This is a genomic window from Pseudoalteromonas sp. MTN2-4 (assembly GCF_042848605.1).
GTDB lineage: Bacteria > Pseudomonadota > Gammaproteobacteria > Enterobacterales > Alteromonadaceae > Pseudoalteromonas.
Genome location: NZ_BTGK01000013.1, coordinates 35,593 through 57,323, shown reverse-complemented (window position 1 = coordinate 57,323; position 21,731 = coordinate 35,593). Strand labels below are relative to the sequence as shown.

The 21,731-nt window shown below is 40.0% G+C and carries 15 protein-coding genes; 8 read left to right on the top strand and 7 right to left on the bottom strand.

The genetic code is table 11. From position 1 onward, the window contains the following. The first annotated feature begins 13 nt into the window (after window positions 1–13). From ACGHEH_RS20485 to ACGHEH_RS20475, 3 genes are all read left to right on the top strand, one after another. Window positions 14–232 (top strand): hypothetical protein, encoded by a 219-nt coding sequence (locus ACGHEH_RS20485; protein WP_390449277.1) that lies wholly within the window; start codon window positions 14–16, stop codon window positions 230–232. Window positions 233–354: 122 nt separating this feature from the next. After that, window positions 355–2,202 carry a hypothetical protein gene (locus tag ACGHEH_RS20480; protein ID WP_390449274.1) on the top strand — a complete coding sequence of 616 codons (1,848 nt, stop codon included), beginning with the start codon at window positions 355–357 and terminating at the stop codon, window positions 2,200–2,202. Next, on the top strand, window positions 2,199–3,890 hold the full coding sequence (locus tag ACGHEH_RS20475; protein ID WP_390449271.1) for a HEAT repeat domain-containing protein: 1,692 nt from the start codon (window positions 2,199–2,201) through the stop codon (window positions 3,888–3,890). Before ACGHEH_RS20480 ends, ACGHEH_RS20475 begins: the two co-directional genes overlap by 4 nt. 193 nt (window positions 3,891–4,083) lie before the next feature. Here the strand turns inward: ACGHEH_RS20475 and ACGHEH_RS20470 are convergent, their stop codons facing one another. The 5 genes from ACGHEH_RS20470 to ACGHEH_RS20450 all read right to left on the bottom strand — a co-directional run bounded on the left by ACGHEH_RS20470 (window position 4,084) and on the right by ACGHEH_RS20450 (window position 12,791). After that, window positions 4,084–6,282, bottom strand: a complete 2,199-nt coding sequence (locus tag ACGHEH_RS20470; protein ID WP_390449268.1) for a prolyl oligopeptidase family serine peptidase — start codon at window positions 6,280–6,282, stop codon at window positions 4,084–4,086. Window positions 6,283–6,429: 147 nt separating this feature from the next. Further along, window positions 6,430–7,053 (bottom strand): FMN-binding negative transcriptional regulator, encoded by a 624-nt coding sequence (locus tag ACGHEH_RS20465; RefSeq protein ID WP_390449265.1) that lies wholly within the window; start codon window positions 7,051–7,053, stop codon window positions 6,430–6,432. 249 nt (window positions 7,054–7,302) lie between these two features. Further along, window positions 7,303–10,104, bottom strand: coding sequence for a collagenase (locus ACGHEH_RS20460; RefSeq protein ID WP_390449262.1), 2,802 nt, complete (start codon window positions 10,102–10,104; stop codon window positions 7,303–7,305). A gap of 232 nt (window positions 10,105–10,336) precedes the next feature. Then, window positions 10,337–10,498, bottom strand: coding sequence for a hypothetical protein (locus tag ACGHEH_RS20455; protein WP_390449260.1), 162 nt, complete (start codon window positions 10,496–10,498; stop codon window positions 10,337–10,339). 133 nt (window positions 10,499–10,631) lie between these two features. Further along, complete coding sequence (locus ACGHEH_RS20450; protein WP_390449258.1) at window positions 10,632–12,791, bottom strand: ATP-binding protein; 2,160 nt, start codon at window positions 12,789–12,791, stop codon at window positions 10,632–10,634. A 239-nt stretch (window positions 12,792–13,030) separates the two neighbouring features. On the opposite strand from ACGHEH_RS20450, the gene ACGHEH_RS20445 reads away from it, so the two are divergent. The 4 genes from ACGHEH_RS20445 (at window position 13,031) to ACGHEH_RS20430 (ending at window position 17,379) form a co-directional block, all read left to right on the top strand. Beyond that, window positions 13,031–13,279 (top strand): hypothetical protein, encoded by a 249-nt coding sequence (locus tag ACGHEH_RS20445; RefSeq protein ID WP_390449256.1) that lies wholly within the window; start codon window positions 13,031–13,033, stop codon window positions 13,277–13,279. A 14-nt stretch (window positions 13,280–13,293) separates the two neighbouring features. Further along, window positions 13,294–14,481, top strand: a complete 1,188-nt coding sequence (gene hmpA / locus ACGHEH_RS20440; protein WP_390449254.1) for an NO-inducible flavohemoprotein — start codon at window positions 13,294–13,296, stop codon at window positions 14,479–14,481. Window positions 14,482–14,712: 231 nt separating this feature from the next. Further along, complete coding sequence (locus ACGHEH_RS20435; RefSeq protein WP_390449251.1) at window positions 14,713–15,765, top strand: hypothetical protein; 1,053 nt, start codon at window positions 14,713–14,715, stop codon at window positions 15,763–15,765. A 156-nt stretch (window positions 15,766–15,921) separates the two neighbouring features. Then, the gene (locus tag ACGHEH_RS20430) at window positions 15,922–17,379 is read left to right on the top strand and encodes a serine hydrolase domain-containing protein (RefSeq protein WP_390449249.1); all 1,458 of its coding nucleotides are present in this window, start codon (window positions 15,922–15,924) and stop codon (window positions 17,377–17,379) included. Between the two features lie 100 nt (window positions 17,380–17,479). Here the strand turns inward: ACGHEH_RS20430 and ACGHEH_RS20425 are convergent, their stop codons facing one another. Next, on the bottom strand, window positions 17,480–18,523 hold the full coding sequence (locus tag ACGHEH_RS20425; RefSeq protein WP_390449246.1) for an alkene reductase: 1,044 nt from the start codon (window positions 18,521–18,523) through the stop codon (window positions 17,480–17,482). 133 nt (window positions 18,524–18,656) lie between these two features. Here ACGHEH_RS20425 and ACGHEH_RS20420 point away from each other — a divergent pair, with 133 nt between their 5' ends. Then, complete coding sequence (locus ACGHEH_RS20420; RefSeq protein ID WP_390449243.1) at window positions 18,657–19,238, top strand: TetR/AcrR family transcriptional regulator; 582 nt, start codon at window positions 18,657–18,659, stop codon at window positions 19,236–19,238. A gap of 51 nt (window positions 19,239–19,289) precedes the next feature. Here ACGHEH_RS20420 and ACGHEH_RS20415 read toward each other — a convergent pair whose 3' ends face one another. Beyond that, window positions 19,290–21,641: a hypothetical protein gene (locus tag ACGHEH_RS20415; RefSeq protein WP_390449241.1), complete on the bottom strand. Its 2,352-nt coding sequence runs from the start codon at window positions 21,639–21,641 to the stop codon at window positions 19,290–19,292. Window positions 21,642–21,731: the final 90 nt, after the last annotated feature.

Sequence of the window (21,731 nt, the reverse complement as noted above, 5' to 3'; positions counted from 1 at the left end):
AAAGGAAAATAAAATGTCAAACTTTGAGAAAGGTTTTTTAAGCTTCGTATATAACTTCGCAACTAAATCAGATTTAAGAGAAGATTTCCGAGGTAACCCAGACGGTACTATGGCTCTTTTTGAGCTTTCTGCAGATGAAATGAACGCATTTAAAAATGCTGACGAATCTGAAATTGCAAAGTTCATTAAGGAAGACTTCAAATCTAAGGTGGATATTGTAACTCCATACTAAAATTTTTAGCTACTTCGCACTTGCGAAGTAGCTCTCGTTGTTAATTTTACGTTAATTCATTTTTTATCCATAATTGCTCCGTAGAATAATTTATTGGAAAACTTCATACTAGGGAATCAATTATGCGTCGTTTTACGACTTCTTTAATTGCTGGCGCCATGCTTACTGTACTTTCAGGTTGTGAGCTGGGTAGCAATGACACACCAAGCAATATTGCTGTTACAAATATCTCAACTGGCCCACTAGATACATTAGAGCCGAATCAAACTGTAAAAACTTACTATGATGTTGAAATTGCAGGTTTCAATAACGTAGACGTTGATGTGCATTTTTACTTAATTCATGCCGCAGAGCTCGATGAAGAAACTGGCGATGAAGTAGAAATCGACGAAGTTCATAAAGTTGGTGCTTTAGAACTTTCTCAAGTGTCTGAAGGTAGCCACAGTTTTGAGACTGAAATTACCATTCCTAATGACCTAATTGGTGGTCATTATCATATTATCGCGCAAATTGACCCGCACGATGATCATGCTGAAGACATTGAAGATGATAACCACCCTTCTGTCGACCATGAACCATTTGCTGATGGTGAATTTCCTTTTGCTGACGTACATGTACGCGTATTAGAAACGCATGACTACAAACTACTGAGTGCCGAGTTTGGCCAAGAAGCGTTAATTTTAGATGCACCAACGACTGATAATGGCACAAGCCATCATCACTCTGACCTAGTAGGTTTTATTGTCGCTGATTATGAAGGTGCTGATCTTGGTTCTACTAGCATCAAAGCCGAAGTTATGGTTAACGGTAACTGGGAAGAAACCCATTTCTGGAATGCTCAAAACCAAGGGTATGAAGATGTGATCTTACACAACTTCACTGCTGGTTTACATGACGAGCACATTGGCTTTGACATCGCGTTTGAAGATGACTTGCTACAACGCATTCATGACGAGCACGATGCAACGCAAGAACAAAACTTGCAGGTTCGTTTCATCTTAACTGATCTTGCTGAAAATGCAGAAACGATCACTGATAACAATGTGATTGAGACGCAAATCCCGCTTTATTTCTACACAGGTGAAGAAGCAGATTCATCTGAAGGATTTGCTAAGCGCGGTCCACAATATGCCGTTGGTTTAGCGAACATTAAGCTAGAAAAATCGTTCGATAAGTCTTACGGCAATAAGTCAAAATTCAGCGTCGGTGTTGATTTAAATGGTCAATTATTCATTGTACCTACCGGAGATATTGGTGGTCGTGTAACTGGTGAAGGTATCGTTGAAGCCTACTTCTTCAATGCTCAGAACACGCTATTTAGTATTTCTTATGATGGCAGTGCTTATGTAAGCGGCAATAATACAGGCTATGCATCAGAAATGATCATTTTCAATAATGTTGTTTTTGAAGATGAAAAATACGTTGCTAAATATGAAAAAGCATGGGAAAAGAAATGGGAAGAAGAGAAAGTACTTGCGCAAGCACGCTTTACTATCGGTCCTGTTCCTATGAGTGTTGAAGCTGGCGTAAACGGCAGCTTAGGTTTTGAACTGACTGTTGGTTACAACGCTGAATTATACGCCGAAGGTGACTTATTCCACGTTGACTTCGGTGCATTTGGCCGTGGTGGTGTAAATTTAGGTCTAGTATCTGCTGGTGTACAAGCTGTTTTGACCTTAATCGACAATACCTTCTCATTAGAGTCTAATGCAGGCTTTGCTCTGGTCAGCACAGGTAATAACAAGCCACATATTTATTATGGTATTGAGCTGAAAAATGACCTTGATGTAATCTCAGGTAAGTTTGGCCTATATGCTGAAACGGTTGGTGTTAAGTGGTGTAAAAAATGGGGTATCCCATACCCGTGTGGTAAAAAGACCACTAAATATGACCTATGGTTATATCAAACAAACAGTGTTTACAATAAGTCTTGGACACTATACTCGAAAGAGGACGAAATCGAACTATGATCCTATCATGTCGATTAAATTTGCTTGCTGCGCCCTTGGTGGCGCTAGCAAGCTTTCAAAGCCAGGCAAGCGCTTTTTGCCAACCTCAGTTTGACTTCAACATAAAGTCTTTCACCAGTTTTAATTACACCAAGCTTAACAGCCCAGCTCAGCAAACTGACATTGAGATCCAAGGTAAGTTGTCTGTTATTTCAGTCAAGAAAGAAGACGAAAAAAATTGGTGGGCGATTAAGGCTGATAAAGTCAAAACGGTGCAAGGGCAGCTATCGATGCCTTTACCAAATTACGAGCGGCCTTTTGCATTTAAACTCAATGAACAGGGCCTGATCACTGAATTTTATTTCGCTGATACTTTAGATACCCAGTCTCAAGATCAACTTAAAGGTCTTGCTTATTACTTACAGTATCAAAAGAACTTATCTAAAATTACCAATGAAACCGACACGCTCGGTGAGTATCGTGTTAATTATAAGCAAAAAGAAAATGCCTTAAGCTTTGCCAAAGTGAATTATGAGCACAAAAATAAGCAGGCATTAAATGCTTTTTCTCATATTGAGGTAGAAAAGTCAGAGCAACAAATCACGCCCTCAGAGTGTTTTTTAGATTCCCGTGACGGCATAGAAAAGCTGAACTTAGTGGGTGCAGATCTCATTTTTACATCTGAGCAAAGCTTCAGCGTTAAAAAGCTCAAGCAACCTTTTGAGACCGCCCTTTTCTCAATGTCTGATGATTTATCACTTTGGCAAAATACTCATGTTGAGTTAACTCAAGCCGAAAAAGACAAGTTAAAGAAAGAATTACTCGCTTTTGTTACTGAGCAAGATATTACTCAGATTGATGCACATACACTGGCCTTGTTACTGAAAAAATATGATGCCGTTATTGGTGAATTAAGAGACGTTATCTTAACTAATCAGATTTCAGATAATGCCCAAATGCGCTTATTTAATGCCCTTGGGCAACTCGATACCCCGTCAAGCCAAGTGTTATTAAGTGGTTTATTGGTAGGCACAGAGAAGCAGCCGCAAACTCAATTTAGGGCTCTGCGCGCGCTTACACAAGGGCACCAACCTCTTTCTCAACAAGCAACCGACACGCTTTTAAGTCTCTTGAACGATGGCTTTTTAAGTGTTGATCAAGAAGTGAGCTCAAGCTTCTACATGACGCTGGGCATTCTACTAAATAACCGAATTGGCTCAACGACAGCCCAGCAACTTAGCCAAGCGATTGTTGAACACATCACGCTCAGTGAAAGTGAAAGCAAAACGGCCGACTTAATCACGGCGCTTGGCAATAGTCGCGACGTTCAACACGTTGAATTGATTGAAGACTACTTGACTGATAGCAGTCCACGAGTTGAAAAAGCATCGATCAGAGCGCTTGGTATGATGCAAAGTGATTCTGCTTATCAAAACCTTGAAAAGCATTTTAATACTCACTCAGGCAGAAACACCAAAGCCTTACTTTCAGCACTTGGCAATTATGATATGAAGCCAAAAACCAGTGACTCAGTGCTTAATCTTGCGATAAACGACAATGACGATGCGGTTCGTTATGCCGCGATTAATGCATTAGCCAAACAACCTAATAACGAAGGTATTAAACAAACACTAAGACAGGCGCTTCGCTCAGAAAAGTCTAAGCGTAACTTTAAGGCCATTGTTAAGTTACTGCATAAGAAAGATTAAAAAAGGCGCTAAGGCGCCTTTTTTATCTAAGTCTTAAACTTTACTAAATAGTCTCATGATGTAGTGTTTGTTGGCGACTACTTGTCTTATGGGCGTCACTTTCAATCAGCAAGGAACATGATATAATCAAAAAAATAAGAGGTGTCCCTCCTATTTAAAATCATTAAAACTACATCACAAATTCAGTTTTTAACTAGTTTTTAGACTGGAAATCAGGGTGCCCAGATCGATTAAGCATAAAGCTGTAAAGATCAACATAACGTCGAATGTTTTGCTGAGTGCTTGATCCTGCGCCGTGACCTATCTTATCGTCAGCCCTAATCAATAGCATTCCTGAATGCTCTGATGATAAATACTTTGCAGCAAATTTTGCTGTATGCCAATAATCAACCCTTTTGTCATTAAGACCTACATCAAGGTAGATATCTGGCAAAGCACTCACATCATCAAGCATTTCATAAGCGTCCATTGCGAGTATCGCTTTAAAATCCTCTTCATTTCTAGGGTCACCTAATTCACCAATTTGGTTCGCCCCATTCTTAGACTGTAAAATTCTTGTCGGGTTAAGAATTGCAACTGATAGCGCTGCATGGCCAAAAAGATCTGGTCGTTTTAAAACTGCGGGACCAACTAAAACGCCCCCCATACTCACACCATATGCACCTAATAAATTTGGCTCAGTTCTGCCTGTTTTCACTAAGTGCTCAGCACAAGCGATAAAATCAGCATGGCCATTTGGTTTATTCTTGCCTCTTCCCATCTCATGCCAAGTTCGGCCTTTTTCACCACCTCCTCTGACATGACAATTTACCCAGATACCCCCCTCTTCATTGAATGGGAACATCATTGGGCGATAATTAGGCCTAATTGAGGTACCGTAGCCACCATAGGCATATAAAATCGTTGGTGATGGGTCTTTTAAATCTGAAGATTTGCCATATATTGTTACCGGAACCAAAGTGCCATCTGCACTCTTAGCGAACTCTCTCAATACTTTATAGCCAGTTGGAAGCTCATGTGTAGCGCTATTCAAGCCTAAAGAAGTTATCTCACCAGAGTTATATTTAAAGTATTCTCGAGAATGCATTGGACTTTCTACAGAAAATATTATCGCGTTTGAAGCGTTGTCACTTGAAAGAGATCTAACTACGCCATCAAATGGAAGAGAAATATTAGTGATCTTTTTATTAAGATCTACGAAGCGTACGTTATCAAAACCATCTTTCATGCTGACAACAAACAAACCACTATTTACTGCAGTAATTGATGTAAGGACTTCATCACCTTCCCCTAAAACTGGCGTAGCATCATTGAGATTTTGTGACCTGTTTAAGTCAAGTTTCAATACCTCTCCATCAGGGGCTGTTTTTTTAGATAGAACATACAATTCATTACCAATTAGTGCACTGCTCGATATTCTATCTTTATAGTCCGCTACAACCTGCCATTCTGATTTACCTTGCTCTTTAATCAAGAGTCTGTGATCAGGTCTAGCTCCGGTGCCTTTGCCTAATACCCAACGACTATCTTTTGGATAAATTACAACAGGGAATTCAGCAGAATTAAAATTAGCCCCGTTGTCTATTTCAACCCCTAGCTCTAGATTACGCTCAGCGCTTTCTAGTTTAACATTCTCAACAACCATTCCTTGAATGGGATCGTTGTCTATTGCATATGTCATTTTAGTGATAGAAAATTCTGTATCGTTTTTCCAACTGGCAACAAACTCACCCCATACAGGAGATACCTCTGTGTCTAAAATTCGCAAAGAATCTGTATCAATAATTCTAACAGTTCCAACTTCAGAACCGTCTGGAGAAATGTGAAAAGCAATATATTTACCGCTAGGAGAAACTGAGTAACTATGTATTGCTGCCGAACTGCCATCATTATTGTTGTACTTAGCAGGGTCGACAATTAAGCGCTCTTCTCCTTCTATACGAATATATAATTTTGCTACGGAGTCAGTAGAGCTCTTATGCAAATAAAAAAGTTTATCGCCTGACAACTTGGCTTGAGAAAAGCTCGACTGTGCGCCAAATAACTTTGTAGTCGCTTCTTCTAAACGAAACCTACCTGCTTGAGACCCAAGCAGCTCATCTGTTTGTTTGGCTGAACTTAACATCCAAGCTTTCAGTTCATTTTCTTCTTTTTCCATCCAACGATATGGATCATTTATTTCATAACCAAAAACTGTTTCCTTTTTTGGTATTTTTTTAGGTGACTTATTAATTGAGGCATCGTTTAATGCGTCATGATTGGAGCAAGCAGCCAAAACGGCTATGGAGATCGTAATAAGTAGGTATTTCAAAACATATCCTTTGAGAGTGTGCATAATTAAAAAATTTAATCGCAAGCGAGAATACTTAATAACATTTTGACCGTCAAACATTAATGCTTATAAATCAGCAAGTTGAACTTTAACCTTTCTTGTAAAATTCATTCCCTGCTTTACATTGCATATGGAGTACAGCCTAATACCTACACAGTGTCTAGAGACCATAAATTAAGTGGGAGATGATAAATAAAAACGCTGTTCCTATGAACTTGCCTCACTGCGACCAATACCCACATTTATTTTTTGCATGTAATCCGCGAGTATTTTTGATTCTGGGTCTTTTGTACATAAACCATCAAAAACACCTTGTTGGTCGTTTACACTTCGCTGCTGCCCTAGTTTTAGCTTACCCTCAATGCTTAATATCTCGACTTCTATACCTAAAATCGCTCGAGACAAACGTGTGTTAAATTCATGATTGTAAATCTCGGTTTGGTTAAATAAGCCGGCTTCGTATTTTTCAACTGTTTTATTCACAACATTCAATGTCTCATATTCGTCTAAAAGTTTTACTCTGCCTTTTACGTGCACCGCTGCGTAATTCCAAGTCGGCACAGCTGGGCCTTGCTCATACCAGGTCGGTGAGATATAAGCATGAGGACCTGAGAATATAATCAGTACTTCTTGCTCATCAAGGGTTTTCCAATGCTTATTGGCTCTGGCTAAATGCGTAAATAGTTTAAACTCCCCTTTTGAGTTTTGATCCACAATAAAAGGTAAGTGTGAGGCATTCAGACAGGGAGAAATTACACAAGCAAAACCAAATGCTTCTATAAACTCCATAGCAAGATGACTGGGCATTTGTTGATTTTTAGGTATGTACATAGCTCGACTCCAAATTGACGTGTTAACAAGCTTATCCAAGTCTGGCCCTATGGTATTCAACCAAAAAACAAATTATAACTAGACCAGATATATTTAATAATCTGGATTAATAAACTGAATAAGTACCATGCGCTTTGCTTGAGTAAGGGGATAACGCTAACGTTAAGTCTGAAATAAAAAAGGCCCAGTATGTTCATGACATACTGGGCCTTGCTTCTGGGGGGTTAGTTCACAAAGTTAAAGTTTTTTTTATCGACAACCTGGTGTGTTGTAATCAACCACAATTGAAGCTCCTTTGGCGTTACCCGATACTTTAAGGTAGCCCCAATATTGGCTTTGGTTGTTGATATAAATACACTCACCATTGCCGCTATTGGTAGAAGAAGCATCTACATTCGTGCTGGTAGGCCAGCCTTGGTTGCTATATTCAAGACTTAAATCGCCCGAGCCATTGGCGGTTGTGATTGCGATGCTGTTTTGGCCGCTTACATTTTCTAAGCTTAACCAGATTGTGTCTTGCTCAGCCAAACATCTCACTTGACCGTCATATAAACGACCACCTGTTACAGGACCACTTGTCGCACACGCATCAGGTACATTGAAGCCTGAACCCGTGTTGAAGCTCGCCATAATCGACGTATCAAAGCTGTTGTAACCATAAACCATCACATGGTAAGTCCCAGCTTGTATATTACTGATCTCACATGTTTCGTTATTACCACCGATATAAGGACGGCAATCATAGTCAGACATGGTCGGCTCTGAACCAAACTTCACGTACAGATCGGCATCTCCAGTACCACCGTTTAAAGCAAAGTTCAGATTACTTGCACCTGCAGGTACCACAAACGTGAATTTCAATACGCTGTCTTGCGCGCCAGAAATAGCCTTTGATTCACCATTTTTCAATTGGTTGGTCGGCGTCGTATCACCTAAAATAGTTGCTGTTGTTGACTCAGTTCTGCTCGCACCTTCTGTATCAGTAGCAGTGAGTGTCACCGTATATTCACCTGCCTGCGCATAGCTATGTGCAGGGTTCGCTTCAGAGCTTGATGTGCCATCACCAAAGTTCCATGTATAACTTGCGATGCTGCTTTCTTTATCAAATGAGCCTTGGCTAGAGAAGTTAATTAGCTCAGCTTTGTTCGCCGTATAAGGGCCGTTAATCGCCACGACTGGCGCCTCATTTACTGTGCCACCGCCGTTTGCTAGCTGCTGTGTCCATTGGGTAAATTCAGCATCGTAATCAACTGCCCAATTGTTCAAACGTGCTTTATACGCCGCCCAATCACCTGTGCGTGTTGAGTTAAGCATCAACTTTACTTCATCTAAATGACGCTCAAACATAAAGCGAACAGCCAAATAGCCCCAACGATAAATACGGTCTTGATCAAAGCCATCATAGGTGGTGTTAAAGATTGTACCTAACGTGTAAGTTGAGCCATCTTTAATGGTATCAATTGCTGCTTGGTTGTTATCTTCATTGGCAATATATTCAGCAACGCCTTCACTCCACCATACAATGGCCTCTGTTGGTGCATTAAAGTCACCATACAAATCGAATCGTCCATCAAGGTAATGTACATATTCATGCTCTAAGTTCCACACATAGTGATCAGGGTTCGCATAACTGGCTTCGTACGCAATAAAGTTTGGCACATTACCTGGTTTCGAAGGATCGCCCTCTAAATACATACCACCATTGTTGGTATTAATACCAAATATTGGGCCGCCATATTTACCGTAGTCTGTGCTTGAATCAAAAATATTAACTTGTAATTGAACGTTGTTATCGTCAGCAACAGGTACATTATTTGTATCTAGCTTGGTATGAAAATAACCTTCTTCGTAACCCATTTTGCTACACGCGGCTTGATGTTGGGCCGTTGTCATATTCTGTGAACGAATTTTAATTGTGCTACTACAGATATATGTTTGCGAAAGAACTTGGTTTTCTAACTGTTCGCCGTAATTACAAATGCCATAGTCATTACAATTACCGTAATAACTGGCCGTATCAGCTGCACCTAACCAAGCTACATCACCAAAGCCGACCATTTCATAACGACTGAAAATGTCTTTAAGCCCTGCATCAACTGAACTCTGAATGGCTGTATCTGAATATTTTTTAAGGCGGCCTAATTCTCGTGCTGCATTAGCCAACATAAACTCAGCGCTTGAATCAATCATATAATTGCTGGTTGAAAATTTTCTTAGCGCTGCAACAAGGTCGGTTTGAGTACCAATTTTTGCTTTAAATTCGTTGTTCCATTGGCCACGGAAAAGTAGAGTAAATACATTATTTACTGCATTTCGCATATTCCACTTTGTTGCATAACTCTCGTTCCAACGATTAAGCCACTGTGTAATGATTGGTAAATATACGTCTTGCTGTTCTGAGCTGTCCATTGTAATGATGACTTCAGATAATGTCTGACCATGCGCATCATTGTCGTCGTAGAAGTGGCTATTATTTACAAAGGCATCAATCGCGCCTTTTACTGCTGGCGTGACCCAAGTCGCGAATGTGACTTGATCGTTATAAAACTCTGCAAAATAGCCCGCTCGTAAGAACAAGAACATGGCTTCAATATTTGCATCACCGCCACCTTGATAGTTTTGGCTCAGTGTTTTTACATGATTTGCCACTGCATACATATTGTTCGAGTCAAATGCTGCTGCTTGGATATTGCTCGATGCTGAGAATAGTTCGTTTACACATTGCACACCTTGAGACTTAATTTCATTGATTAAAGTCGAACTATTAGTGGTTGCCAATGCATTAACATTACACACTGCCGCTGCCTGTACATTCGCCATTGAGAATGCACTCATTTGCATCATGACAGGTTGCTCAGCATAGTGAGATTCAGCAGTCGGCGCATTTTCAACATGAGTCTCATTTTCTACGCCATGATGATGGTGGTGGTGGTGATGATGATGTTCAGTGTTGATGGTATTTGTTTGCTGCATTTGCGGTGCTGTCATTGCAAATGCAGTTATGCCATAAAATGAGCCTGCTACCAGTACTGCCAGTTTTTTTATTTTCATTTCTCTTCCTTACTTGTTGTTTTTTATTTGAACAAATCGCTCAAACGTCAAACATTAAAGCAGCACATTAACAAGAATGCAATATATTGTATGCAATTCATTTTTATAAGAACAATATATTTACAAAATGTAGTTTTTTAATTTATCTCGATAGGCTTTTAATTAGTTGGAAAACATAGATAAAAAGAGGCTGTGCCTCTTTTATAACGCTTGTTGAAAAATTAAATCTCGTTTAGCAAAGTTGTGAATCAGTGCAAAGACCTGTTGTTACACACAATCCACGGGAGGTAGTGACGCCACCAGCTACTTGAGGAGTGGCTGCTTGACCAAGCTGTTTATCTGCTAAAGGTTGTTGAAGTGTTTTAAGGTTTTTCTTTTTAAGTGAAAGTTTCATCGTTCTTCTCCTTAGATAGTTGATGCAACATTAAGTTAACATTCAGATGCAAAAAGCGACAGAAGACAATTAGATTGAATAAATATCAAACACCTTAAAAACTATCCAGAATTGAATGTGCAGTTGCGCTCTATCAGGCTTTTGGTAATTTAATCTCTATTTTTAAACCACCTAATTCACTATGAGAGGCGTTAATTTCACCACCGTGAGCTTCTACTACCTTTTCACAAATAGATAATCCGAGTCCCGACCCGCCTAAATCGCGACTTCGAGACTTATCACAGCGGAATAAGCGCTCGAATAAATGGGGCAAGTCTTGATCAGATACACCCGGGCTTGAATCCGAGAAAGAGAAAATTACAACCTGTTCAGTATGTGAAACTTCAAAACACACTTCCCCTGGTTTATCTGTGTAGTGGATAGAATTTCGACTCAGATTGGCAGCCACTTGATGTAACCTTGCCGAGTCAACTTCAAGTAATACCTTATCGAGTGGTGACTTTTTCACTTCAAGGTGTAAATCATGCTCGCACAGTACATCTTCGATTTGCCCAGCTAAGTCATCGAACAGCTCACTCGCATCATGTGTTTCTAAATTTAAGTTAAACGTACCTGTATCAGCCTGAGCAAGCTCATAAATATCTGAAATGAGTAAGTTTAAATTATCAAGTCTTTGATTTAGTACTTTGTAAGTGGCTTGAGGGTCTGACACAAGATTATGCTCAAGCGCCTCTAGATGAAGCTTTAAAACTGCAAGCGGTGTTCGTAATTCATGAGACACATCAGCAAGTAGTTGCTTTTTAAGCTCTAAAGCTTGATTTAAATGCTTAGCTTCTTGCTCTAGCCTAGCCCGGCGCTGACGGGTAAAAACCAAAACAAACAAAATGATAAACAACAACACAGCAACAATAGAGAAGCCAATATACCGCGTAAGTGTTTGCTCCGCTTTCAATAAGGCCTGCTCTGCTCTTGCTTGCTTTAACTCGAGCTGGCCAGTTACATATTCTGATTCAGATGCTAAAACGAGGGTTTTCAGACTTCCCTGCTCTTTCATCTTATTTTTGTAGGCCAAGTGCATTTGGTTTTGTGCTTCAAATGCGCCTTCTAAATCACCTTTCCCTTGTAATGCTTGCGCTAGAAAACCGTAATGTTTCGCTATGTCTTTATTTTTGAGTGGCTCAGTTATTAAAAGCTGTCGGTGTGCCTGCTCATACAATGCATTCTGCAAATAGGTATCAATCAATAGATAACTTGCTCTTGCGTAAGCATTTATATTTTTAGTTATATCCAACTGCGTAATAATTGTTTCAAGTGTGTCTTGGGCTATTTGAAGTTTACCTTCGCGTAGATACATTTCACTGATATAAGTTTGCGTATCTAAAACAGCAAGAGGGATATCTAGCTCAGCCAAAATAGCTAAAGACAGCTTAAAATGTTCAGCAGCTCGTTCAAATTGTTTTAGCGCGACTTTCTGCTCGCCCATCTTTCTTAGCGTGACAGCTTGATCTTGTTTGCCATTAAGTCGTTTGTCTATGTCGTGGACTTTATTGAAATAATCGTAACTTTTTGCATGTTCCCCAAGCGCAGCATAACTTTCAGCTAGCCCCCAAAACGTGTCGTTCATCCAAAACTCTTGAGACTTTTGCGGCAAATATGGAATTTTCTGCAGTTGCTGTAACTGGATCTCTAGTGACTTTTCAATTAAGTCTAAACTGGTGTAAATCGCACTTTTCTGCCGTGCAACCGCCATTTCAAGTTGCACATTTTCCGCTTTAACAGCCGCCTCAAGTGAGGCATCTAACGCGATCACAGCATCGGAGTATTTATTTAACTGTTGATAAGCATGAGCCAAAAACCGATTAGCATGAGATGATAAAGTATGTAATTCAGCTTGTTCAAAGAAGTTCGAAGCAGCAATTAAGTAAGGTATTGCCTCGAAGTGATTACCCCGGGTCATCGCCATATTACCGCGAGAGAGGTTCAACTTACCTGAGTACTCTAAACTTTCAAATGACTCAAGTAAGGTTTCTAATCTCGCTAAGTAAGTGACTGTTTGTTCAAAACACCCTTCTCGGATGCACACCAGACCAGCTCTATGAAGCACATATGCGGTTTGCATTTGTGTCAACTGTCTAGTTTTAAGCAAATCATCCGCTTTTTTGAGCAAAACCTGTCGCTCTTTAGATGACTTCAAGCTTTCTGCTTGCACTTTAAATTCATCAAATTCAACGTTAACTGAGCCGATAGCTGCCACACTAAAAAGTGCATAAAACACAAAAAAAGCAATTCTCATACTCTATTACAAACACTTTATTAACAACCAAAATGAAAGTCTAGCGCGTAATCCAAAACGATTCCAACTAAAGTCTAATTCAACCATACACGAATGAGTCAAACAGACTCACACCCAGCAAAGTCAAAATGACTCCACCCTTATAAAAATAAAATTTAAAACCTTTAATATCAACAAGATAAAAATTGGCATCAATTTTGATTTATATAACTCGTCGCGTTTAATTAAGAGTAAGCTTTATGCAATCTAAAGTCCTATCAGAGCAACCCCTTTATCAATACTGCTTAAAATTCGGCAGTCGCGCCATGGTGATTTTGTTATTGCTGACGGTCAGCTCGCTCATTGTCAGCTTTTCACTAGCAGAACAGTTCTCTTTGCCTGTTCAGATTGCTAGCCATATCGCAACAATCGTTTTTAGCGCGTTATTCAAAATAGCTTATGTGATCCGCTGTATCGGCGCTTATCACTTAGGTCACACTAGTTTTTAATCTTGAGGAAAGTCATGTTAACCAAACAGCACATAGATATTGTTAAAAGCACATCTGTGATTATTGAACAAGGTGGTAGTGCCATCACAGAGCATTTCTATAATCGTATGTTTAGAGAGAACCCTGAACTTAAACACATTTTCAACATGAGTAACCAGCATACAGGTCGTCAAAAGGTCGCGTTATTTGAAGCTATACTGGCCTATGCAAAAAACATAGATAACTTGAGTGCATTAAAAAGTGCGGTAGAGCGCATTGCAAACAAACACACTAGCTTTCACATTCAAGCGCATCACTATGACATTGTTGGTCTGCATTTAATTGAGACGTTTAGGGAATTATTAGGCGCAGACTTTACAACAGAAATAGAAGACGCTTGGACCACTGCTTATGGCGTACTCGCTGATATCTTTATCAACAAAGAAAACTCAATTTATAAAGAAAACGCCAGTAAACTTGGGGGTTGGCAAGGTAAACGTGCTTTTAGACTCGCAAGTAAAACGCCTGAGTCAAAATTGGTGACCAGTTTTGTATTTATTCCTGTCGATGAACAAGCGGTTGCAGACTTTAAACCCGGCCAATACTTAGGTATTGAGATCAGCAGTAAACAGTTTGAACATACAGAAATACGTCAATACTCGTTATCAGATAAACCTAATGGACGCAGCTATCGCATTTCGGTAAAGCGAGAGCTGGGTGAGCATAATGGTATTGTTTCAAACTTCCTACACGATCATTTGAATGTTGGTGATGTTGTTGATTTACATGCACCCGTTGGAGATTTCTATTTCACAGATAAACAATCTCCGGTTGTGCTTATTTCTGCTGGAGTTGGCATCACGCCAATGCAATCTATGCTTGAATTTAAGTCCGATATTAAATATCCACACCCAGTGACATTCTTACATGCCTGTGAAAACCAAGAGCAACATTCTTTTGCACTGCAAACAGCAACTTTGTGCGAGCAAAACCAATGGTCGCACCATACTTGGTTAAGAGAAACGAAACAGTCTCAATTGCAGGAAAATCAGTCAACTGGCTTAATTAATTTTTCGCAAATCGAACTGCCAAAGCAAACAGGTAATTTCTATCTCTGTGGACCGATTGGATTCATGAAATTTGCTAAAACCGAATTAGAAAACCTAGGTGTTTGCAGCAGTCGAATTCACTACGAAGTATTCGGCCCGCACGCCCAACTTTAATTTTTCCCCCCTAACAACGCAACCGATCTGAGCAGACATGTTACTTCGGTTGCTTCTAGCCTATAGCCTCTAGCTAATACTATTTACTCATTTTAAATAATCATACTAGTACTTTTTTTCAAACCCTGATATTAATACTACTACTTTAGTAAATTTAAAAAACAGACTAATACTTTTTAAGTATTCCCAAGGATGTAACTGGGTCAGTTTTCAACATATTTGGGGTGCAATATGCATTTATTCGGATCTGAAACAGCCAATACATCAAATGGTGCTCGTCCACTGGTGTTTTACGTCATTATCACATGCGTTCTTTTTCTCATTACTTTTTTCAGCTTTCCTTCAAAAGCAATCACCATGATGTCTGGTGAGTTAGACAAGCATTTGAAGTCATATAACTATGGCACCAAAGCCGATAACCGCTGGGTGATGCCATCAGCACAAGAGCAACACTCATTCGAGCAAATGTTTGATGCCTTTTATCAACAAAATTGGCCGCTTGCTGAAGAATATGCCCAACAAATAGACTACCTAGTTATTCAGTTTTCAGATGTAGATACGGGTAATACTTACTACTTATTACAAGAGAAAAACCAATTGCCAAGTGCAGATTTTAAAGGAGGTGGCACTTATGTGCTTAACCCAAATGGCTTAAATGCGGTACTTCAAGCACCTCACCCAAAGCGCGACTCTTTCACAGGTACGCAATCAATTGACGCTTTCTTTCACACACAGAGCAAATTACTAATGCTTGCAGGGACACGCCGTGACAGCAGTCATGATATTAGCGAATGTACAGGCACAAATTACTCTGCAAGCGACGTTGCGCACCAAACCGAGTCATACTTTCAGGTCGCTCACGAACAAGCTAGCAACTACGATGACACGACCGTGTTTATTCAATATCACGGCTTTGGCTCTACCACTCGCGCCAAATTGCAATCTCAATGTGGTACAGATAACGACCTAATGCTTAATTTAAGTGAAGGTGTGCGTTACGCAACCAATAACGATGAACACAGTATTATGCAACTGCTCAGAAAAAATGTAGAAGCCGGTGGCAAAATTAAAGCCTGTGTTTATGGTAACGATACTAAAAGCCTAGGTGGCACGTGGAATGTTCAAGGTCGTCACTCCAATGGCTCTGTTGATAGTTGCCACAAAAGCGCAGATGCTTCAGCAAAACGCTTTATTCACCTAGAGCAAAGTTATGGTGTCAGAAAATATCACCGCGACGCGATGGCAGAGCACTTAAAACAAGCATTGACTCAGTACTTTCAATAAACTTTTATTTGACGAAGATCCCCCAAACAAAACGGCGAGCTAGCACTCGCCGTTTTTTTATTTGTAAACAAGCATTTCATTTGAGTAGTAAGTAATCAACAACTTTGATAGCTTAAATATTAGACTCCACCCAAATCGAATAATTGAGAAACCATTATGTTTATAAGGAAAGCCATTAATATTGCCATTGCGAGTAGTTTGATACTGGTCGCAGGCACGCTTAGCCAACCAACCCATGCTGCTGACACAATCGAACAACATATTCAAAAAAGCATTGTTATTGCAGGAGAAGCGCAACCTAAGACAACTTTAATTCAGAGAATGGCTGACGAAAATGTACCGGGCTTGAGCATCGCTGTATTAAAAAATGGCGAGATTATTTGGGCTAAAGGCTTTGGCATTGCTAACAGCAAGACAAAACAACCAGTAAATGAACATACGCTATTTCAGGCGGGATCAATTAGTAAACCCATAGGTGCGTTAGCTGCTTTAAAATTAGTTGAGCAAGGAAAGCTGACTTTAGACGAAAATGTAAATAAATACCTAAGAGGTTATCAATTAACTGGCGCTAAGCTATCTAAAGAAACACCTGTAACCCTCAGGCAATTGCTTACGCATACCGCAGGGCTATCAGTTCACGGGTTCCCCGGCTATTCAACAGGTGATAACGTTCCTTCAACTATCGATGTCTTAGATGGCAAAGGTAACACGGCTAAAGTTGAAGTTGTGTTAACACCAGGTTCTGAATGGCGTTATTCTGGAGGTGGCTACACGGTTATGCAATTACTAGTTGAGCAAATTAGCGGACAGACATTTGCTGAGTTTACCGATGCAAACATTCTTAAACCTATGGGGATGCTGAACAGCACCTACGCACATACATTACCAAATGATCTTAAGAAACGAGCCAGTGCCGCATTTGATGGTGATGGCAATATGCATTCAGCTGTATTCAATGATTACCCTGAAAAACCAGCGGCTGGTCTTTGGACAACCCCAACTGATATTTTAAAGTATGCCTCTCATATGCAAGCCATTATGAAGGGTAAGAAAAATGGTATTTTGAAAAAAGAAACCGTACAAGCCATGTTTACCAAACATAAAAATGATTGGGGCCTAGGCCCTGCATTAATGGACGTTGATGGACAACTTGCATTCGGACACGGTGGAAAAAATCTTGGCTTCACAAATGACTTTAAAGCGTTAGTAAATAAAGGCGATGCTTTTGTCGTGATGTCCAACGGTGACAACGCAAATACACTAAATAACGAAATTATGGCAACATTATCTAAGCATTATGATGTTGCATTCTTAGAGCAAACTGTCATTCAGCCAGTCACATTAAACCCCCAGCAATTAGACGCCTATAAAGGGGAATACCTGCTACTCACTGACATTGGTTATAATGGCGACTTCATCTCTAAAATTAGCGTGAATGATGGCAAAGTGACAATTCAAAATCCGGGGGACGTTATGCCGTCCCGACTCGTGCCGGAAAACACCTCGAAATTCATCAGTGCCGTTTCTGGCAATGAGTTTGTTTTTAAATTCGAAGGGAAAAAAATAACGGGATTGACCGTTGCTGGTCGATTTGAATTACAAAAGATAAAGTAAAGAAATTAGAGAATATAAAAAAGTGCTTACTAAAGAGTAAGCACTTTGGTCTAAGTGAATTTTTAATCGAGAAACTTTTTATCTTGCTAAAATCTCAGTTCTAAACAAGTTGTGTTAGCATTTCTTCTGAGTATTCAACCACTGTTTCACCTGCTTGAACACGCTCAACATAATCTGGGTTTGCAATGAAAGGTCGACCAATCGCCAGTAAATCGAATTTATTATCAGCTATTGCATGGCTTCCTGTCTCTGCAGAAAAACCACCCACACCCACCAGCGTATGTGGGTAATTCTGTCGAATATAATGACTTACTGTACCACCTAAATAGTCGAATTCCATGGCATCATCGAAGATACCCACATGCAAATAAGCTAGTTGGCGTTCAGCCAATTGATCTAACAAGTAATCAAACACAAGTTTGTCTCTGCCGTCTGCTTCCATATTAAAATATGCCCCAGGAGAAATACGTAATGCGGTTCTGTCTGCGCCAATTCGGTCACTGATTGCATCTACAACCTGTAGTGGAAAACGTGCCATATTCTCTGGTGTCTGGCCAAACTCATCCTCACGGGTATTACTTGAGTAATGTAAAAATTGGTCAACAAGATAGCCATTAGCACCGTGGATCTCGACGCCATCAAAACCAGCATCAATGGCATTCGATGCAGCTTGTGCAAAGTCTTCTACCATTTGTTGGATCTGCGCTTGCGTCATAGGGGTTGGTGTTTGGTATTCAAGATCACGCATTCTCGGCACAGTACCTTCAACCTTTACAGCACTTGGCGCAAGTACCTTATTGCCTTCGTAAAAATATGGGTGTGATACTCGCCCTGTATGCCAGATTTGCGCAAAGATTTTTCCGCCATTTTTGTGTACTGCGTCTGTGACAACACGCCAGCCATTGATTTGCTCAGGCGTAAATAAACCCGGTGTATTTGGGTAACCTTGGCCGTCTGCACTAATTTGGGTTGCCTCTGTGATAATTAGGCCTGCACCTGCTCGACGGGCATAATAGTCTGCCATCGCTTGAGTCGGCACTAGATTGTCGTCGGCCATACAACGCGTAAGCGGTGCCATTAAGATACGATTCTTTAGCTCTATGCTGCTGTTTAATGCAAATGGTTGAAATAGGTTGTCAGTCATGGAGTTTCTCTTTAAGTAACATTCTTGAACGTTTATTCAAGATAGCCCTATTTGAATGATCGTTCAAGATATTTTTTGAACAAACATTCAAATTGATTTAAACTTGTTTAACTAACACTTCAAGATAAATACAATGCGTAGTGCCGAATTCGACAAAGTTGCAGTGCTTCGAGCTGCCATGCAGGCCTTTTTAAATAAGGGCTACACTAAAACCAGTATGCAAGATCTAAAACAAGCAACGGGTCTTCACCCTGGGTCTATTTACTGTGCTTTCGAGAATAAACGCGGCCTACTACTGGCAGCAATTTCCCAATATAACCAAGACAGAAACGATGAATTTTGTGCTTTTTTCATCGATAGCGATTCAAGTAAACAAGGTTTAGAAACCTATCTAGGACATATTGTCGAAGAGTGTTTAAGCTGCGATACCAGTAAAGCCTGCTTGCTAACAAAAGCACTCAATGAACTGGCAGAACAGGATGACGAAGTACAAACCTTGATTAGTCAGCAACTAGAAGCTTGGCAGTCAGCAATTACCGATAAATTTGCTCGTGCTCAAAATGAGGGTGATATTTCTGATTCACGTTCAGCGGAATGTAGAGGGCGATATTTTGTAATGGGTATTTATGGCTTACGCACATTTGCTAATACGCATCCGGCACCTGGTACATTGAAAAAATTAGCAAAACAACTTTTTAACGACGTTTGTGCCTAATAAAATCAAAAAAGAGCCATTTAGGCTCTTTTTTGATTCTATGAACGTTAATTAGTTAATTTCATCGGGGCATGTTCGTAATGTTGAGCGCTCAGTGGTGTAACACACCTTGTTTAATATGTTTACAAACTCTAGCGACTTTACAAAACTGCGTTTATCTTGATAAATCTGTTCACTTTTATCGTTATAACACTCAATGTAACCTGAGTTAACTAAACACACGCCCTGTTGTGTACCAATTAGATTATCAATATGACTTTTGCCTACAAACAAGTTATTGAAATAATCTGCCTGTTCGCCCCAACATTGCCAATTACCTGAACTATATTGTGCACACATGTCTGAATTACTCACGGCAACAATGTTAGCCACTCCCGCTCTTTCTGGTACTTCAAGCACTGACAAGGGCCCTTCGCCATGACAACTCAATTGGTCATCATTATTGAGTAAGCAAACAAACTCTCCTTTGGTTACGCCCGCTTTAACTGGCGCAGCAAGCTCCCCTACATCAAGCAATGTATTTGAATTATCTCGACAAAGCACTTCATTGGCTCTGAAATAACAAGTATAGCGTTCACCTTTATCATAAATACGAGACGTCATATTGGTTCTTACATCGGCTTGTATCAATTGGTCTTCACTATCTCGAGCACTGAGTGTCACGGTAGGAAAGCTGCTCGTTGTCTCATTAGTGATTTTCGCATCGCTTGAATTCAGAGCTTCAATTGCTAGGCCATCATAATTCGTTGACCAGCTCATTGCGTTGATAGGGTTATTTAAACGCTCTTGTCCATAACCAAATACATAAAAGTCACTACCTGAAATATAGGTTTTTTCTGAACCTGCAAATAACTTCAAGTTACTTTTATTAAGATTGACCGAAACATACTCTGTCGTTGAAACCGTACCGGCATTCATTACAACTCTAAGCATCAACTCTCTATCGAGCAAAATATCTGAAGCTTTCAAGGTAAAAGATAAATTTAAACCATCTTGTGTCAGTGTTGCAGTATCAAGATCTGCGTAACTCACGTTCGATACGTCAAGCGCAACACTATCTAACACGCCAGCTTTATCAATCGCTAACGCATTAAAAGTCAGTGTTTCGTTTTTATAAAGTTGAGGTAAATCTGTCGATTGCTCTATATCTAATGTGGCTTTAATTGCTGATTCACTCATTAGCGCAAAGATTGCTTGTTTTTCAACTTCAACCCCATTTTTAAAAGTGGCTTTATAATTCACTAACGTACTGAGCATCGAAATATCTTGGTTAGGCATAACAAGCGAAAGTTCTGTTGCCGACTCTGTTTTTTGAGTAAACACCTCTTCATCAACACGCCACTCATAACTTTCAATATCATTGGTGTTATCTGCGCTAACCTGAACCGTCACTGTTTGTCCGGGTGCTGCATAAACACGGTTTACTGCCAGTGAAAGCCCTCCGGTCTGCACCACATTTTTTACTTTGATCTGTGTTTCAATTGATTTCTTTACGCCACCCTGGGTTTCGACGTCTAGCGCTAACCTTGCAATCTCATCTTTTTCGACAGCTTGAGTGTTAATAACGACATCTTTACTTGTTTCACCGACCAGTTCACCTAAAGACTTGTCTAACCATCGCCATTGATAAGAAACAACTCTATCTGAAGTTTGAATGATAGGTTTAATCAGCATTTGGTCATTTTCATTGCCTTCATACACTGCATCTAAATTAACCACTAATTCATCAGCCGTTTTTGGCAATATAGTTAACTGAGTCGAACGCGAGATTTGCCCTGAAGCAGCGTCGAGTATTAATGAAAGTGTGTATGCTTGCTCGTCAGTCACATCTGGTGCCGTAAATTGGACTGTAGATTGGGCAACACCATTGCGACTAAAAGTCGACACATCCATATCATTCACTGTCAGGTCGCTAAGCTGCCAATTAAGGTCATCAATATTTTCGTCAATCGAATATTTTGCAGTGACAGTGACAAGTTCACCTGCCAAAAATTCATAACTTGACCGCAAATCAATCTGCGCACTATCAGGTAGCGCCTTAACTAAAATTGTAAATGATTTAGACACTGTATTATTCGCGCTATCAGTCACCTTAACTGTGACTGAAATCTCTTGATCTTCACTTACCGTTGGCATTTGCACCAATACACCGTTCTCTGATGCATCTTTGAAACTTACGCCAGCATGGTCACTACTCCACTCTACGATTACAGATTCACCTTCTGGCTCAGTAATGTTGGTGGTCAATCGAAGCGTATTCAATGAAAGAGTTTGATCCTCACCTGAAATCGTTACTACAGGAGATTGATTTTGTGTTTGGGTGTTTGTTGGCTCATTTTTACCACCACCAGAACCACATGCAGATAAAGTAAGTAGGGTCAATAACGCTAAAGTTGGGCGCACGATCGGATTCCTTATAAATGTTTTCCTCAATTAGAAACATATCGAGATTCGTCCAGATGTGCATTCTAAAAAATGTTTTAATTTGTAAGG

What these genes read in the sequence shown, in the direction of transcription:
- ACGHEH_RS20485 (WP_390449277.1), top strand. Translation starts at nt 14, where the DNA reads ATGTCAAACTTTGAGAAAGGTTTTTTAAGCTTCGTATATAACTTCGCA.
- ACGHEH_RS20480 (WP_390449274.1), top strand. Translation starts at nt 355, where the DNA reads ATGCGTCGTTTTACGACTTCTTTAATTGCTGGCGCCATGCTTACTGTA.
- ACGHEH_RS20475 (WP_390449271.1), top strand. Translation starts at nt 2,199, where the DNA reads ATGATCCTATCATGTCGATTAAATTTGCTTGCTGCGCCCTTGGTGGCG.
- ACGHEH_RS20470 (WP_390449268.1), bottom strand. Translation starts at nt 6,282, where the DNA reads ATGTTTGACGGTCAAAATGTTATTAAGTATTCTCGCTTGCGATTAAAT.
- ACGHEH_RS20465 (WP_390449265.1), bottom strand. Translation starts at nt 7,053, where the DNA reads ATGTACATACCTAAAAATCAACAAATGCCCAGTCATCTTGCTATGGAG.
- ACGHEH_RS20460 (WP_390449262.1), bottom strand. Translation starts at nt 10,104, where the DNA reads ATGAAAATAAAAAAACTGGCAGTACTGGTAGCAGGCTCATTTTATGGC.
- ACGHEH_RS20455 (WP_390449260.1), bottom strand. Translation starts at nt 10,498, where the DNA reads ATGAAACTTTCACTTAAAAAGAAAAACCTTAAAACACTTCAACAACCT.
- ACGHEH_RS20450 (WP_390449258.1), bottom strand. Translation starts at nt 12,791, where the DNA reads ATGAGAATTGCTTTTTTTGTGTTTTATGCACTTTTTAGTGTGGCAGCT.
- ACGHEH_RS20445 (WP_390449256.1), top strand. Translation starts at nt 13,031, where the DNA reads ATGCAATCTAAAGTCCTATCAGAGCAACCCCTTTATCAATACTGCTTA.
- hmpA (WP_390449254.1), top strand. Translation starts at nt 13,294, where the DNA reads ATGTTAACCAAACAGCACATAGATATTGTTAAAAGCACATCTGTGATT.
- ACGHEH_RS20435 (WP_390449251.1), top strand. Translation starts at nt 14,713, where the DNA reads ATGCATTTATTCGGATCTGAAACAGCCAATACATCAAATGGTGCTCGT.
- ACGHEH_RS20430 (WP_390449249.1), top strand. Translation starts at nt 15,922, where the DNA reads ATGTTTATAAGGAAAGCCATTAATATTGCCATTGCGAGTAGTTTGATA.
- ACGHEH_RS20425 (WP_390449246.1), bottom strand. Translation starts at nt 18,523, where the DNA reads ATGACTGACAACCTATTTCAACCATTTGCATTAAACAGCAGCATAGAG.
- ACGHEH_RS20420 (WP_390449243.1), top strand. Translation starts at nt 18,657, where the DNA reads ATGCGTAGTGCCGAATTCGACAAAGTTGCAGTGCTTCGAGCTGCCATG.